The sequence below is a fragment of the Ligilactobacillus sp. WC1T17 genome (assembly GCA_900110005.1).
Lineage (GTDB): Bacteria > Bacillota > Bacilli > Lactobacillales > Lactobacillaceae > Ligilactobacillus > Ligilactobacillus ruminis_A.
Window position 1 is genome coordinate 21,741 of the sequence record FOCC01000003.1, and the last position, 15,846, is coordinate 37,586.

General features: G+C 39.4%; 12 protein-coding genes and 1 CRISPR repeat array. Of the genes, 10 read left to right on the forward strand and 2 right to left on the reverse strand.

The window, feature by feature from the left end; translation table 11 throughout:
• Positions 1-232 precede the first annotated feature (232 nt).
• On the reverse strand, positions 233-2,974 hold the full coding sequence (locus BMX26_RS02355) for a CRISPR-associated helicase/endonuclease Cas3 (RefSeq protein ID WP_075529859.1): 2,742 nt from the start codon (positions 2,972-2,974) through the stop codon (positions 233-235).
• Positions 2,975-3,203: 229 nt separating this feature from the next.
• On the opposite strand from BMX26_RS02355, the gene BMX26_RS02360 reads away from it, so the two are divergent.
• Genes BMX26_RS02360 through cas2e form a run of 7 tightly spaced genes read left to right on the forward strand, consistent with a single transcriptional unit; the run spans position 3,204 to position 9,782 of the window.
• Positions 3,204-4,898 carry a type I-E CRISPR-associated protein Cse1/CasA gene (locus tag BMX26_RS02360; RefSeq protein WP_075529860.1) on the forward strand — a complete coding sequence of 565 codons (1,695 nt, stop codon included), beginning with the start codon at positions 3,204-3,206 and terminating at the stop codon, positions 4,896-4,898.
• Positions 4,899-4,913: 15 nt separating this feature from the next.
• Positions 4,914-5,504: a type I-E CRISPR-associated protein Cse2/CasB gene (gene casB / locus BMX26_RS02365; RefSeq protein WP_075529861.1), complete on the forward strand. Its 591-nt coding sequence runs from the start codon at positions 4,914-4,916 to the stop codon at positions 5,502-5,504.
• A 4-nt stretch (positions 5,505-5,508) separates the two neighbouring features.
• The gene (gene cas7e / locus BMX26_RS02370) at positions 5,509-6,609 is read left to right on the forward strand and encodes a type I-E CRISPR-associated protein Cas7/Cse4/CasC (RefSeq protein ID WP_075529862.1); all 1,101 of its coding nucleotides are present in this window, start codon (positions 5,509-5,511) and stop codon (positions 6,607-6,609) included.
• A complete protein-coding gene (cas5e, locus tag BMX26_RS02375) occupies positions 6,590-7,276 on the forward strand; it encodes a type I-E CRISPR-associated protein Cas5/CasD (protein ID WP_075529863.1) in 687 nt (228 codons plus the stop codon). Before cas7e ends, cas5e begins: the two co-directional genes overlap by 20 nt.
• Positions 7,277-7,293: 17 nt before the next feature.
• Positions 7,294-7,929, forward strand: a complete 636-nt coding sequence (gene cas6e, locus BMX26_RS02380; protein ID WP_075529864.1) for a type I-E CRISPR-associated protein Cas6/Cse3/CasE — start codon at positions 7,294-7,296, stop codon at positions 7,927-7,929.
• Between the two features lie 12 nt (positions 7,930-7,941).
• Entirely contained in the window at positions 7,942-8,895 is a 954-nt protein-coding gene (gene cas1e / locus BMX26_RS02385; protein WP_075529865.1) for a type I-E CRISPR-associated endonuclease Cas1e, read from the forward strand.
• Positions 8,892-9,782: a type I-E CRISPR-associated endoribonuclease Cas2e gene (cas2e, locus tag BMX26_RS02390; protein WP_075529866.1), complete on the forward strand. Its 891-nt coding sequence runs from the start codon at positions 8,892-8,894 to the stop codon at positions 9,780-9,782. Before cas1e ends, cas2e begins: the two co-directional genes overlap by 4 nt.
• Positions 9,783-9,811: 29 nt before the next feature.
• A CRISPR array of direct repeats spans positions 9,812-11,121; the repeat unit is 28 nt; unit sequence GTATTCCCCACAAGTGTGGGGGTGATCC.
• A 231-nt stretch (positions 11,122-11,352) separates the two neighbouring features.
• Here cas2e and BMX26_RS09585 read toward each other — a convergent pair.
• On the reverse strand, positions 11,353-11,502 hold the full coding sequence (locus tag BMX26_RS09585) for a hypothetical protein (RefSeq protein WP_180366048.1): 150 nt from the start codon (positions 11,500-11,502) through the stop codon (positions 11,353-11,355).
• Positions 11,503-11,545: 43 nt separating this feature from the next.
• Here BMX26_RS09585 and BMX26_RS02395 point away from each other — a divergent pair, with 43 nt between their 5' ends.
• From BMX26_RS02395 to BMX26_RS02405, 3 genes are all read left to right on the forward strand, one after another.
• Positions 11,546-12,361, forward strand: coding sequence for an AraC family transcriptional regulator (locus tag BMX26_RS02395; RefSeq protein WP_075529867.1), 816 nt, complete (start codon positions 11,546-11,548; stop codon positions 12,359-12,361).
• A gap of 103 nt (positions 12,362-12,464) precedes the next feature.
• Positions 12,465-14,165: a carboxylesterase family protein gene (locus BMX26_RS02400; protein ID WP_075529868.1), complete on the forward strand. Its 1,701-nt coding sequence runs from the start codon at positions 12,465-12,467 to the stop codon at positions 14,163-14,165.
• Positions 14,166-14,363: 198 nt separating this feature from the next.
• Positions 14,364-15,785, forward strand: a complete 1,422-nt coding sequence (locus BMX26_RS02405; RefSeq protein WP_075529994.1) for a C69 family dipeptidase — start codon at positions 14,364-14,366, stop codon at positions 15,783-15,785.
• Positions 15,786-15,846: the final 61 nt, after the last annotated feature.

The following is a 15,846-nucleotide window of genomic DNA, read 5'->3' on the forward strand; positions in this document are numbered from 1 at the left end:
CATGAGGCTGAAAATTCCCTGGTTGAAGTCTTGATAATGTACCCGAAACAGTTCAAGTTCGCCTTACCGTTAAAGATGGTTGGATTAATGCGTAAATGGTTGAATCAGGGCCTGAGGAAGAGCATTCAATCCGTTTTTAAGTTTTGACTTTTATTTTGAACTACCGTTTTAGGCAAAATATAGTATTTTATGAAAAATTCCCTACCGGTTTGGCGGCAGGGGATTTATTGTATTATTCTTCAGATTGTTTATGGTAGCTTAATCCCAAAATAGATGAGTAATCTAAAGTCCAGTTGTTAAAGACAGTGCTATTGTTTGCATCCAAGACTAGGGCGACAGCCCCCTTTAGCCATTTACTTTCTTGCCAATTAGGAAAATACTTAGCAGTTAAGTCTTCCAATGTATCAATTATGGAGTCAAATTCCCATTTTGGAGTAAGTGCCGTTGGGAGGCGCAGAATTTGTTGGGCAATAATTTTATCACGCTCATTTTCAGGAAAATCATCAATCTTACGGCCATCCAAAAGATAGTATTCTTGATTGATTTTTTTCAGAATAATCACTTCGATGGTTTCTTTAATATCACGTACAGCCGCTTGAGATTTAATGTCATCTTTATCTAAGCCAAGCTGTGGGCGTTCAAGCCATCCATGAATTGTTTCATCAGGATATGGATGATCAATTTGAAATTTACGAGCCTTTGTTTTAGATTTTTGTTGATTATCAGCAAAAACTTCCTTTGCTTCTGATATATTTGGAACTGCCTGGTCGTTATCGGTAGCATATACAAGTTGAACTAAAGGTGAAATGTCATCTGGGAGAATAATTTTATCTTTTAGGAAATAATCTGTTTTCATTAACAGGTAATTTTCATAAATATTAGATGCATTCTTATATTCACCGTATTGCGTGGCTTCCATTACAAAAAGTTCGGTTTTTTGTAAAGTAGTCGGCCGTACACAGGTGTTATGGCGATGAATTCTGCCAGTACGTTGCAAAATCAAATCAATAGGAGCAATATCTGTAAATAATATGTCAAAGTCAATGTCGAGGGACTGCTCTAGAACTTGTGTACCAATGATAATCATCTTATTTGGGCGTTGTCCATTCTTGCCAATTGTATTTTGCAATTCTTCTTCAATATTCGCTCTATCTGGCGCTAAAAAGGCAGAGTGTAAAACAATAATAGGAATTTCTTTAGGAATAAGTTTGGCAAATGCTTGAGCACGTTTGACTGTATTGACAATAACACCTGCAATTCCACCGTTTTCGATTTTTTGCAGAATTAAGTTGACGGCATCAGTTTCATCCGCAGTAATTCTGTGAACTGTAACTTCTTTGCTTTCTTGCTTAATAAAATTAGCTACTTGCACTAATTTTTGGCCATCTAGCATACTCATTAGAGGATATGATGAATTTTTTTGCCAATCATTTGGTGCATCAAACTTCTTAGAATCAAATCGACCACGTGAGTAAGCTTCCAAAAGCTGATTGCGTCTTTTTATAGGTAAAGTAGCAGAAAGAACGATGACTGGAACGTGATAAGCACCCAGCCACTCTAAAGCTTTATCCAAATACTGTGACATGTAAGTATCGTAGGCGTGGACTTCATCGATAACAACAACTTTATTGCTGAAACCTAAGTGTTTAAGAAATAGGTGTCGTTGCTTTAATCCCATAAGGAGAAGATTATCGATGGTTCCGACAGTGAATTCTTCTAAGATAGATTTTTTTCCTGAAAACCATGAATTAACAATAACTGCCGAGTTGTCTTCACCAATATTTTCGGCAGTAGGCAACTGGACAAATTCAGAGTTAAACTGAGCTCTGCCATGCATTAATTTAATAGATAGCATTTTATTTTGTTCTGCACTAACAACGCTTAACCATCCTTTTACACGGTCAAACATTGCATTGCTTGTTGCTTGAGTGGGTAATCCTACAAAAAGCCCATTTTCTCCTTTACGAAATGCAAGTTGTTCAGCTGCTGTTAGGGCAATTTCTGTTTTGCCTATTCCCATTGGAGCCTCAATAATAACTATGCCGGGGTCGATGGCTTCACTGATGCTTTGAGAAATTGTATTTTGGACATCTCTAGGGGTGAAATTCCAGTGATCGAGGTAATATTTAGAAATGTCGCTTACTTTTTTAGGTTCCCATTGTTCTTCGTTTTCCCAAGTTTTAATTGCTGACCGGAATCTGGCTGTTAAGTCGATATCGTCTAAAGATTTATCAATGTCTATGGTTGGAAACATAGGCCGGTTGAAATCAGCGTTAAAATATTCGCTGGATGCAATCCAGTCGGCCATAATAATGAGGCCGGTTAATAAAATAGCTTGCGATTGGTTAATTTCGGGGATGCTTTCAAGATTAGCGAATTTTGTAAACGAAAGTCCGTGTGCTATTAACTCTTTTTGGATGCCTTGCCACTTATCTTGAGCTGGTGATGGTTGCTGGGTTTGCCAATAATTTGAAGCGTAGTCTTGGAGATTTTTTTTAGCAGAGCGCGGGCTATTTTCAGGTGTTCCATGATGGGCTCCGATAATAGCAGCAACAGTTTTGTTTAAACCAAAATTTTCGAGGATAGCCTCTCCCGCCCGATTATGGGGTGAAATTTGTGGATTAGATAGGGCAAGACTGTCTAATCCTTGCAAGCCTGTCCTGATTAACTTTTCGATTAAATCAAAATCCAGTGATTCGTCGTTTACGTATGATTTCTTAGTCTGAAATGCAGGAGTTGCTTTTCCAATGTCGTGAATATATCCTAGAAATTTGATTAAATCTTGGGTGTCTTCTTCAGAATGATTGATATAGAGTATATTTTTTTGGCTTTCAGAAAGCCAATGATTAAAGAGCCAGTTTATTACATTTTTAGTATCTATTAGGTGTGCAACTAAGGGTAGCCATAATTGCTGCCCAGCACGTGTTTCTTTTTTTCCCCAAAGATTGCGAGCAGCTTGAGATAAGTCAGTCATCAATAACAGTCCTTTCTAAAAAATCATTAACGAAAAAGTTTGTTTTTTGTTGAAATTTTTTTACTATAATACTAACATGATGATTGTAAACGTTTATAATAGTAATGTAAATATTATTCCCCGCGTTTGTGGGGGTGATCCTATTTAAGATAGGAATTTTTAGAGGGTCGAAAGTTTAATACTTACATTGGTAGGTGTGAACCACAGACACAGTAAAGGAGGCAAAAATATGAAGCAAAGTTTTAACTTGGTTAGTGAACCTTGGATTAAAGTTTCTGAGATACAAACAAACCAAGTTACGAAGGTGTCTTTACTAGAATTATTTGCGAGAGCCGGAGACTTTCGTGAGTTAGCAGGCGATATGCGAGCGCAAGATTTAGCTATCCTAAGATTTTTGTTAGCTATCTTAACAACAGTTTATAGTCGGTTTGATGCAAATGATGAAATGTATGAGTGGCTAGAAAGAAGAGATGATGGATGGGCTTTAGATGAAGACATAGATGTTTTGGATATTCAAAAAGACTTTCTTAAAACCTGGAAAAGAATCTATAAATCTAAGGGATTTACATCACCATTATTTGATTATCTTAAAGAAAATGAAGATAGCTTCGACTTGTTAAGCAAGGAAAATCCATTTTATCAAGTAACAGAGTCAGTATATGACAGTTTTGTTCCTGCAAATAAAAAGGTGTCGCTGGGTAAAGGTACTGTTTCCGTAAAACAAATTAACCGTTTGATTTCAGAAAGCAATAATAGTCCATCTGTTTTCTCACCTAAAACAAGCAGCAGTAAAGAAAAACTTACGTTGGATGAATTTAGCCGTTGGTTAATTTCATATCAAAATTTTACGGGTGTTACAGACAAAACAAGGATAAATGCTAAAGAAAAGTATCATTTTTCTTCAGGGTGGCTTTACAGTATTAATCCGGTTTTAGCCAAAGGATCTAATATGTTTGAGACATTGATGCTTAATTTAGTTTTAGACCCTAAAAATGAAAAAGAGGTCCTTCAGCGCCCAGTTTGGGAATTTCCAAATATGAAAGAGTATATAAATGAGCGTATGAAGGGGCAGACACCCTCAAATATTGCAGAACTCTACACAGTTTGGTCACGAATGCTCCACGTAAAATGGGATGAAAAGCAGCAACCGATAATTTTCACTGCTGGATTGTCCAAAAACGATGGTACAGATATGTTTGTTGAACCGATGACTACATGGAAATATGACCCTAAAGAAGCGCACTATAGACCGGCAACAAAATGGATTAAGTCCCTAGGTAAGAGTATGTGGAGGAATTTTGGCCAATATGTGCAGGTTGAATCAAGTGATGATGTCCATGAACCTGGCATCGTGAAATGGTTGAGAACTTTGCAGGATGAAGATTACTTACCGGAAGGAATGCTGCTTAACTTAGAAACGGTTGGCTTAGTAAGTGACGGAAATACAACTTCTCAGTCGCCAGCAGCTGAAGTATACGATAATCTCCGAATTGAAGCAGATGTGCTATTTGATGAAAATGCAGAGAGATTTTGGCCCGGTAGAATTGAAGGAACGATTAAGGTAACTCAAAAAGTTGGCGATGATTTTTGGAGCTTTGCACGAAATCTAGGTGAATTGCGTGGCCTGGACAAGGACGGTGCATCAAATTTTGCGGGAAGTCTAAGTTCAAAATTTTACGACTCACTGAATAAACCTTTTAACGATTGGTTAGCAAATTTACGAGTTGGGCAAGAGCCAGATGAAGAAATAAACATGTGGAAAAAACAGCTGAGATTACTTGCTTTAGATGCTGGAAGAGAGTTGGTGCAAGCCGCGTCACCAAGAGATATTAGCGGAGTAAGAAGCGATGATGGTAAAACTGTTATAAATATTTTTGTTCTTTATAACAAATTGGAAAGGTTTGTTTACAAGGATCTTAAGTAGGGAGGTATGAGAAAAATGGCAGATGAAGTATTAAAGAAGAGTACGGCACGTATTTTACCACAGTTATATGGGAATAAGGCGGTTCTTGCAAACCTTAGAGAAGCGGTAAATATCAATGATAAACGTGCCCAAGCGGTTTGGCCATTCATGTTTACAGAGATGGATACTAAATATTTAAGCCGGAATTTTGAGGGTAAACCAACCAATGCTGAAAATGCAATCTATGCTGCTTTGCGTTGCTATGCTATTCATCAGCAAGGTATCGATGAATGTGTATATGCACCGGTTAATGGTGATTCAGACGGTTTGCCGTTATTTAAAGCTTTAGCTTATTTGAGAGCTGATGAAAGTATGAGAGTTGCTTTGGATAGGAGAGTACAAAGTCTTTTTTCCAGCAGGCAACCGGCTAGTGTAACTAGAGGGATAACTCAGCTAGTGAGAATTTTAAAATCCAATAATCGTAATTTAAAAATCGATTATTCTCAGCTTGCACAAGATTTGTATTATTTCGAAAGTAGTTTTCAGTCTGCAGGACAAATTTGCCTTAAATGGGGGCAACAGTATTACAGACAGATAGTGAAAGAAAAAGATGGAATAGAGGAGTAGAAAAATGAAGAAAGAAAATTTATACGTAGATATTCATGTTTTACAAACAGTCCCTTCAGCAAATATTAATCGTGACGATGCTGGATCACCTAAGACAGCGGTTTATGGGGGTGTAGTTCGGGCAAGAGTTTCCTCACAGAGCTGGAAGCGCGCAGTTCGCACAAGTTTTCGGGAAGAAAGTGAAGGTGCGAGTTGGTTGGAAGGCCACCGTACAAGACGTGCTGCTTACTTATTAGCAGAAAAATTGGCAGAAAAAGATAGCAGTTTTGATGAAAATAGCGCATTGGAAAAGGCGGTAGATGTTCTAAAGGAAGCAGGGATTAAGACCGCCAAAGATAAGAAGACAGGTGAAATGCTAACGGGTGCATTATTATTAATAAGCAGCGGACAGCTTGAAAAGATTGCAGACTATGTTGTTAACAATGATGAATTGGATAAAAAGGAACTTAAGAAAGTTTTAACAGGAAATCAATCTTTAGATTTAGCTTTATTTGGCCGAATGGTTGCTGATGACCCCGAATTGAATGTTGATGCATCCGCACAAGTTGCACATGCTATTTCAACACATGAAATTGTTCCAGAATTTGATTACTTTACAGCACTCGATGATGATTCTGCAGCAGATAACGCAGGTAGTGCGATGATTGGGACGGTTGAGTACAATTCATCCACTCTTTACCGCTATGCTAACGTAAACTTTAATGAATTAACGCATAATTTAGGTGATGAATTAGCAGTTGAAGGTGCTAAACTGTTCATTAAAAACTTTGTAATGACAATGCCTACAGGGAAGCAAAATACATTTGCAAATAAGACTTTACCACAATATGTAATGGTGACGATTAGAAAAGATACCCCTGTAAACCTTGTATCGGCTTTTGAGGAACCTGTAAAGTCTCGGGATGGATATATCGTACCATCAATTAAGAAATTAGAAGATGAATTTAAAGATACCTTGCAGTTTGTGGAGAAACCGGTCTTAACTGAAGTTTTAACCAAGAAGGGAAGCTCTTTACTTGGAGATACAGACAGTTTAGGTGAACTGCTTGAAAAGGTGGGCGATGTATTAAGAAAAGAGGGAGCCTATGAGAGTTCTAACGATTAACTTGACTGCTCCTTTACAGTCTTACGGTAATCAAGCATCTTTCAATAGAAGATCAAGTAGCCCGTACCCAACTAAAAGTGCAATTATTGGTATGGTTGGGGCGGCGTTAGGGTATCGTAGAGATGATGAACGTATTAGGAATCTCAATGATTTGTGTTTTGCAGTACGAGTTGATCAAGTGGGCACAAATATGACAGATTTTCAAATTGTCGAATATGATGCGACTAAACATAAGAAAAAGCTGACTTATCGAGATTACTTGCAAGATTACAGGTTTGTTGCTGCAATTGGCAGTGATGATGATAGCGTGATTGATAAAATCGAAACGGCATTACGGTACCCTAGATTTCAATTATATTTGGGTAGGAGGTCAAATACACCGGCTGGAATATTGAAAATATGTAAATTTACAGATATATCTCCGATTGAAGTTCTTACAAGCCAAATACCCTGGCAAGCAGCAACATGGTACCAAAAAAAATATAAGCATGGTTTTACAGCAGAAATTATTGCTGATGCAAATCTTTTACCAAATCAACCAGTCATAATGGAAAAGGATCAAGTGGGTTCTTTTGAGCAACGCAACCGTTACTATGAATATCGTGGGGTCGCAAAAACGCATGTTGAAATGCAGACGGGTGAGCATGATATTATGTCAGCTTTATAGAAGAGAGGTGGAGATTAGTGTATTTATCAAGAGTTGAAATTGCGACTTTGAATCGTCAAAAAATTAAAGATTTAACGCATTTGGGTGCATACCACAATTGGGTTGAGTCAAGTTTTCCAAACGAAATTTCTAAAGGAGAACGCTTGCGTCATTTATGGCGAATTGATTATTTATACGGTAAGAACTACCTATTACTTTTGAGCTCAGAAAAACCTAATGTATCTAATTTCGGTAGATATGGAATAGAAGAGACAGTACAGATTAAAGAATATGATAATTTTCTAAATAAATTATCTGAAAGACAAACAGTACGTTTCAAGTTAACAGCTAATCCAGTTTATCGTGCTTTTGAGCCAGGAAAGAAAAATGGAAAAATTTTTCCGCATGTGACGGTTGAACAACAAAAAAATTGGCTGCTGAAGAAAGCCGCAAAATCTGGATTTGAATTGAATGAGAATGATTTTGATATAGTAAATCGAGATTTTCCCGTTCTCTATAGGAAGGGACAGCGACAAGTTAAATTAAGCAGAGTAACTTTTGAGGGCTTTTTGAAAATTACTGATGTAAGCAAGTTTAGAGAAACACTGATAAAGGGACTCGGCAGAGAAAAAGCTTATGGAATGGGGCTAATGACCGTGATTCCCTTAAATTAGCTGGGTGATGGTATGGAAAATATGGGAGCTAAAAAACCAAAACTGCAAGAATTGGGTCGAGTAAGTGATAGAATTAGTTTTTTGTACCTGGAACATGCTGTGATAAATCGGCAAGATAGCGCAATAAAAGTTATGGATAGCCGGGGGACAGTATTTGTGCCGGCAGCATTAATTAATGTCTTGATGCTAGGTCCAGGCGTTGATGTCACTCATCGTGCAATGGAACTGATGGGAGATTGCGGGATGGCTGTAATTTGGGTTGGAGAACATGGTGTACGCCAATATGCTCATGGTCGTGCTTTGAATCATTCCTCCCTTTTGTTGGAACGACAAGCAAAACTTGTTTCAAATAGTAAATCCAGAATAGCAGTAGCACGTAAAATGTATCAGATGAGATTTCCGGATGAGGATGTTTCGCATTTAGCAATGAGAGAACTTCGTGGTAAAGAAGGTGCACGTGTTCGCCGTGTATATCGTGATGAATCAACTAGAACAGGCGTTGAATGGAATAGGCGTGAATATAAAGTAGATGACTTTAATTCGGGTACCCCTATTAATAAAGCATTGACGGCAGGACACCAAGCTTTATATGGACTGAGTTACAGCGTGGTAGCCGCTTTGGGAATATCACCTGGCTTGGGCTTTATTCATACTGGACATGACTTGGCCTTCATTTATGATTTTGCAGATTTGTACAAGGCAGAGTATTCTATTCCGATTGCCTTTGACATGGTGGCAGAATATGGTGATACAGATATTGCAACGCATACCCGGCAAGCAATGAGGGATGCATTTAGACGTGATAAATTAGTGATTAGAATGGTTGCAGATTTGAAAGAACTTCTGAATGCGGATGATATAATTCCTGAGGCCGATACATTAAATCTATGGGATGATAAAGAAGGTCTAGTAAAATTTGGTGTCCAATATAAAGACGATTCTGAAAGCGATGGGTACAAGGAATGATTGTTATTACCCTGTCAAAAGTGCCATCTTCTCTGCGTGGCGATTTAACAAAATGGTGCCAAGAGATACAAACGGGCGTTTATGTAGGAAATTTCAGTGCGCGCATTAGAGGCCAATTATGGACAAGAATAATCAAAAATATTGGTAGCGGTGAGGCCACCATGGTTTATAATACTAATAATGAGTTGGGATATACATTTTTAACAACAAATGTTAATAAACGAGTAGTTGATTATGACGGTATTCCGCTTATGATGCGTGTGGCATCCGAAAATAAGCTGGTAAAGCATGGTTTTAGTAATGCAGCCAAATTTCATAGAGCGAAAAAGGCACAGGAATATAGAACTATTTCTTCTGCTAAAAGTCCAATTTCGGTAGATACAGACATTGTTTCAATTGATATTGAGACAACTGGTTTAGACTACAACGATGATAACATTATATCAATAGGTGCAAAAAAACAAAGTGGTCAGGAGTTTAGTAGGTATATAGTCTTGCCAAACAGTAGTATACCAATCAACATTGTTAAAATGACAGGGATTACTGATAATACTTTGCAAGAAAAAGGTGTTGACATCAAGGAAGCACTGGTTAACTTAAAGAAATTTTTAGGTGATTCGACAATAGTTGGCTACAATCTAACGTTTGATATGAATTTTTTGCAGATAGCATGTAAAAAAAGTGGCCAAGATGAGATAACGAATCACACGATTGATTTAGTGCCTTTGGTAAAGAAGGATGACGAATTCTTGGATAATTATCGTTTGGAAACAGTTTTAAGGGAATATGGGATAAAAAACGAAAATCCGCATCATGCTTTGTCCGATGCTAAAGCAACTTTAGAGTTAGCGATTCAACTGGTAAAAAATGGCAGACTCAAGTTTTAGGAAGCGCGTCATTATAGGGATCTTTTAGTGTATTCCCCACAAGTGTGGGGGTGATCCCAGTCAGCGCTTACGCAAACGAGCAACAACTTAGTATTCCCCACAAGTGTGGGGGTGATCCCGGATACGCAAAAACCGTGGATGTCACAAAAAGGTATTCCCCACAAGTGTGGGGGTGATCCTAAGTATGTCAAGGAGCGTTTAGAATCCCTAGTGTATTCCCCACAAGTGTGGGGGTGATCCCTAGTTAACTCTGGTTGGACAAGCAACACCAACGTATTCCCCACAAGTGTGGGGGTGATCCTTTCGGTATCAGTGAAGAAAAAATAATCAATCAGTATTCCCCACAAGTGTGGGGGTGATCCCACTGCAGACTGACGTGAGCGGTGTCAAAGCTAGTATTCCCCACAAGTGTGGGGGTGATCCCTTGTAACGAGTTGTTCTAACTTAACAACTTCAGTATTCCCCACAAGTGTGGGGGTGATCCTTTAGCATGGACTTTGGGAACTAATTACTCTAAGTATTCCCCACAAGTGTGGGGGTGATCCTATGATACTCAAAGCCCAAGCGAGTTGCTTAATGTATTCCCCACAAGTGTGGGGGTGATCCCATGGTATCAACTTTTTGTGATTGCCATGTTGTGTATTCCCCACAAGTGTGGGGGTGATCCTTCATCATCTATCGCATCCAACGTATCTTTGACGTATTCCCCACAAGTGTGGGGGTGATCCCGATTGCGTCTGTTTTAATATTTAACTTAGAAAGTATTCCCCACAAGTGTGGGGGTGATCCTGCGGCTAAGGTCAACCTTATCAACGTCAACGCAGTATTCCCCACAAGTGTGGGGGTGATCCTCACGCGCTTAGCTTCACTATCAGGAAGCTCGTGTATTCCCCACAAGTGTGGGGGTGATCCTTATTTCGTCAGTAATTAATTGCAACTCACGTGGTATTCCCCACAAGTGTGGGGGTGATCCTTAACGTGTGTTTGTCGTCATATACGCTAGAAGGTATTCCCCACAAGTGTGGGGGTGATCCTCAGAAAATGAATTTAAATGACAATTTAATAGAGTATTCCCCACAAGTGTGGGGGTGATCCCCATCATTCGCCACCGTCGGTGTGGATTTTTGAGTATTCCCCACAAGTGTGGGGGTGATCCTGAGTTTTGTTTGTCGCCAATAATTAGACATAAGTATTCCCCACAAGTGTGGGGGTGATCCCGGTCTGTCGGCAAGCGACTTCCGCTACTTGTCGTATTCCCCACAAGTGTGGGGGTGATCCTACTATCCAAGACTACATAGGATGTGTCAGCAAGTATTCCCCACAAGTGTGGGGGTGATCCCATTCTCTGTCAATACGTCCATCTCGGATTTGGAATGGAAGATAGACGGTTAGCTTTTGTATGCCAGCCCACAGGTCAATTTTAAGGATGTTATTTGTCAGCAAATCTAGTTCTTTATTGAAAGTTTTATCAATGACTTCATGATTATCGTTAATTGTAATTCTTGTGAGTTTGCTGTAGATATCGGACTTGTTATTTTCCTTCACCGTGCGTTTGATGTTGACGTACACATTATTGCGTTAACAAACCAAATAAGAAAAATGGATCAGTGTCAATGTCGCCGATAACGTTTATTTCGTTGATGATAACACCTTGGGTGATGGCTTCTAAATCTAAAGTAGTTTCACGTTTAAATATATTTATGCCCCCCTTTTTTGCCATATGTGGTAAAATCTGGCACAATAAGATAGGGAAGGGGGAAAATATGATTAAGCATGAATTAGTTAAGCCAAATGATGGTCTGCCTTTTATGCTTTTTTGCAATCGTGGGGTAACCCGCTATATTGACATCCATTGGCACCGCGACATTGAGATTGACTACACGCTAAAGGGACAGGCTGATTACATTGTGGCAAAGAAAAAATATGTTATTAGGGATAATGAGCTGATTATTATTAATTCGCGAGATGCTCACAGTGTGGAAAATATCGTAAATCCTGAAAAACGTCAATCGTTAGTGATTTTAGTGCCTTATGATAAGGTTATCAGCCTATATCCGGATTTTATCAATCAAGAGTTTGCGCTGAAATATTGTCCAGCAAATATTTTGCAAAAAATAAAAATGCTGCTTGCTGATCTTTATCACACATACCAGCTTACGGATAAAACAATCCAAAATACCTTGCGCGAAGGCTATGTAATTACCTTAATCGGTTTGCTTTTGCAGTATGCTGTTAAAACTAAGCCTAAGCCTTTAACAACAGTTGACCAGCGAAGTACAGTGTCTAAAATCATTGCCTACTTGTCGTTAAATTATCATCGAAAGTTGAGTTTACAGCAGATTGCAGATGAATTTTGTTTTTCAAGAAGTTATCTTGATCGGCTTTTTAAACGCGAAACTGGGCAGAGCATTATGCAATATCTGAAGCAAATTAGGGTTCGAGAAGCTAAAGGTAAGCTGGATACGACCAATTTGACTGTAAGCCAGATTGCCGAGCGGACCGGCTTTTCTAGTCCAGTGTCTTTTCGAAAAGCCTTTTGCCAATTTTACGGTCTTACACCGCAGCAATATCGCCAATAGGTCAAAAAAGTGTCGTTTAAGGTCAATTTTTACCCTGTTTTAAAAGCGCTTTAATTATTAAAATTTACCTTGTAAGTTATTTGTTAGAAAGCAGGGAGATTTTATGAAACTAAGAAAACTTAGTATTTTAGCTGCTGTGGGAGCAGGATTTACGATTGGGGCTATGCTAACCCATCAAAATGTTAAAGCAGCTAGCGTTATTCGGACTACCGCTTATGGTAAAGTTCAAGGTGCAAAAGAAAAAGGTGTCTTGGAATGGAAAGGCATCCCGTATGGCGGCAGTGTTTCGGGCGAAAACCGCTGGAAGGCGCCAACCGATCCTAAGAGATGGTCTGGGGTAAAAAAGACGGTCAAGTCAGTAACATCTTTACAGTACAATAATAGTAAGGTGGCAGGATCAGAAAAAGATGCGTTAACGCTGGATATCTACCGCTCAAATAATAATAAACAAAATTTGCCGATTATCGTTTATGTGCATGGGGGCAATAACCAAACTGGTTCATCAACTGAAATTTCCGGGGCAGACTTTGTCAAGCACCACAACGCTATCTTTGTATCCATCAATTATCGCTTAGGTGTCTTGGGCTTTAATCCAATGGCAGCCTTGAAGAATGGAACCGCTGAAGAAAATTCCGGAAATTATGCTTTGTTAGATATGGCTAAGTCTTTAGATTGGGTAAAAAATAACATTGGCAATTTCGGTGGCAATAAAGATAACGTTACGGTTTCAGGTTTCTCAGCCGGTGGTCGTGATGTTATGGCAATGCTGATTTCACCAATCTTTAAAGGCAAATTCAACAAGGCCATCGCATTTTCAGGCGGGATGACCTTGTCAGATACCTCTAAGAGTCAAACTGTCTTTGCCAAGGCTTTAGCTCCATTAGCTGTTAAAGGCGGCAAGGCAAGCACTGAGAAGGCTGCTATTGCTTGGATGAATGATACAAGTAAGCGTTCAGAGGTTAAAGAATGGCTCTACGGCTTAAGTGCTAAGCGTTTGGCCAAACTGATGGGCAATGCAAGTATCCGAATGTCAGTCTTCCCACACCTTTACAAGGACGGCACAGTTCTTCCAACAGAAGGCTTTGACACTGACAGCTACAACTCAGTACCAACCATGCTGACAACCGGTTCAAGAGAATTCTCACTCTTTGAAGCCTATGACCCATACTTTGCAGCAGCAACCGCTAAAGGAACTTTGACTAAGAATAAGAAGCTCTATAAGCAATACAAGTTCGGCTTCAAGTACGGCGGTCAATTATACAGACGCTTTAATGTCCAAGATTCAGCCAACACGATGCTGGCCCACAACTTCAGTTCAAACATCTACGGGATGGTTATCGATTACGGTAATGATGCAAGCGTTGTAGGTTCACAAATGGCCTTATTCGGTGCCTTCCACGGAGTATTTGTACCATTGCTTGACCAAAACAGCACCAGCTACGATGCAATCGCAGGCAAGGCCTACAAGACAAAGGGTGCCAAGGCTTTATCATCTGACTTCCAAAACTACATCTACAACTTCATGACTTCAAAAGATGGTTCATCTAAGATGAATACAGTTGAGTGGACTGCTTACACCAAGCAAGATGATAAGATCTTGAACCTTGATGCTACCAAGAAGAAGGCAGTCATCAAGATGGCTAAGACGACTTTCACCGATGCAGATACTTTGAAGCAAATCTCAAATGACAAGACTGTGACTAAGAAGGAAAAGCTCTACATCATTAAGCACGTCTTAAACGGCCGTTGGTTCAGCCACGACTTGGATGCTAAGTACAATAACCTCAGTGATTTTGATAAATAGATTTTTGAAATAGGTATCCTGCTTAGGGATGCCTATTTTTGTGCAAAACTGCGATTTTAAAATTCAAGCAAAGCTCAGTGTTAGAACTGCGCTTTTTGGTGTATTTTCTTTGCTGCTAGCAAGGTTAATAGCGACAGAAAAATTTTTAGTGGTATAATAAAAATGTTACAGTTATAGGAAGGTGAAAAAATGACAGATATGAAAAAACCGGCTGAATGTACAACTATTTTAGTTGGTAAAAAAGCCTCAATTGATGGCTCAACCATGATTGCCCGCAGTGAAGACGGCGGTAGCGAAATTATTCCTGAAGCTTTCATCGTGGTTAACCCAGAAGACCAACCAAAGCATTACAAGAGTGTAATCTCCGGCCAAGAAATCGAAGACAGCGACCTTTTGGCTAATCCTTTGCGCTATACCAGTGCGCCTGATGCTTCAGGCAAGCATGGCGTTTGGGCTGCAGCTGGGATTAACAGTGATACGGTAGCTATGACCGCTACCGAAACGATTACCACTAATTCCCGCATCCAAGGGATTGATCCTTTGATGGAAAAGGGTGGTTTAGGTGAAGAAGACTTCGTAACGTTGACTTTGCCATACATCCACTCCGCACGTGAAGGGGTTAAGCGTTTAGGCTACTTAGTTGAAAAATACGGTACTTACGAAATGAACGGCTCTGCTTTCGCTGATCATGATGAAGTATGGTACATTGAAACCATTGGGGGCCACCACTGGGCTGCCCGTAAGATTCCAGACGATGCTTATGTTGTAGCACCTAACCGCTTAAACATCGATGAATTTTATTTTGATGACGAAGACAACTTCATGTGCTCAGCTGATTTGAAAGATTTAATCGAAGAATATCATTTAAATCCTGACCACGAAGGTTACAACTTGCGCCATATCTTCGGCTCTTCTACTATCAAGGATGCGCACTACAATAATCCACGTGCTTGGTATGTACACCGCTACTTTGACCCTGAATGGCAAGGTAACCCAGGTGACCAAGATCAACCATTTATCACCAAAGCTAAGCGCAAAATCAGCATCGAAGACATTAAGTTTGTGGAAAGCTCCCACTACCAAGATACACCATATGATGTTTACGGTACGACTAATACGGACGCTGAAAAGAAATTGTTCCGTCCAATTGGGATTAACCGCAACTTTGAAACGCATGTTTTGCAAATCAGAAATGATGTTAAAGAAGAACTCGCTGGGGTACAATGGTTAGCCTTTGGACCAAATACTTTCAATACATTCGTACCATTCTATACTAATGTTACAACAACACCAAAGAGCTTTCAAACTGGTCCTAAGTTTGACTTGAACCAAATCTTCTGGGTTAACAAGTTGACTTCACAATTAGGCGATACAAACTACAAGGTTTACTCTGCTTTGGAACAAGCCTTTGAAGAAAAGACTTTAGCTGCTTTGCGCAAGATTGAACACGAAACGGACAAAGAAGTAAAAGATCTTGATGCTTACCAAGCACAAGCTAAATTGGAAGCAGCTAACCAAAAGATGGCAGACTTGACTTATGCCAACACGGTTGATTTATTAGGTCAAATGGTAGCGCAAGGCCATACGCTGATGAAACTTAAATTTGATTTATTAGACTAATAATGAAAGCCTGCTTTGATGCAGGCTTTTTTTGAAAAATTAGCTTTACACTATCTTTTAG

Bases quoted from the DNA above. Each gene is read 5' to 3' on its own strand.
- BMX26_RS02355 (WP_075529859.1), bottom strand. From the start codon at position 2,974: ATGACTGACTTATCTCAAGCTGCTCGCAATCTTTGGGGAAAAAAAGAA.
- BMX26_RS02360 (WP_075529860.1), top strand. From the start codon at position 3,204: ATGAAGCAAAGTTTTAACTTGGTTAGTGAACCTTGGATTAAAGTTTCT.
- casB (WP_075529861.1), top strand. From the start codon at position 4,914: ATGGCAGATGAAGTATTAAAGAAGAGTACGGCACGTATTTTACCACAG.
- cas7e (WP_075529862.1), top strand. From the start codon at position 5,509: ATGAAGAAAGAAAATTTATACGTAGATATTCATGTTTTACAAACAGTC.
- cas5e (WP_075529863.1), top strand. From the start codon at position 6,590: ATGAGAGTTCTAACGATTAACTTGACTGCTCCTTTACAGTCTTACGGT.
- cas1e (WP_075529865.1), top strand. From the start codon at position 7,942: ATGGAAAATATGGGAGCTAAAAAACCAAAACTGCAAGAATTGGGTCGA.
- cas2e (WP_075529866.1), top strand. From the start codon at position 8,892: ATGATTGTTATTACCCTGTCAAAAGTGCCATCTTCTCTGCGTGGCGAT.
- BMX26_RS09585 (WP_180366048.1), bottom strand. From the start codon at position 11,502: ATGGCAAAAAAGGGGGGCATAAATATATTTAAACGTGAAACTACTTTA.
- BMX26_RS02395 (WP_075529867.1), top strand. From the start codon at position 11,546: ATGATTAAGCATGAATTAGTTAAGCCAAATGATGGTCTGCCTTTTATG.
- BMX26_RS02400 (WP_075529868.1), top strand. From the start codon at position 12,465: ATGAAACTAAGAAAACTTAGTATTTTAGCTGCTGTGGGAGCAGGATTT.
- BMX26_RS02405 (WP_075529994.1), top strand. From the start codon at position 14,364: ATGAAAAAACCGGCTGAATGTACAACTATTTTAGTTGGTAAAAAAGCC.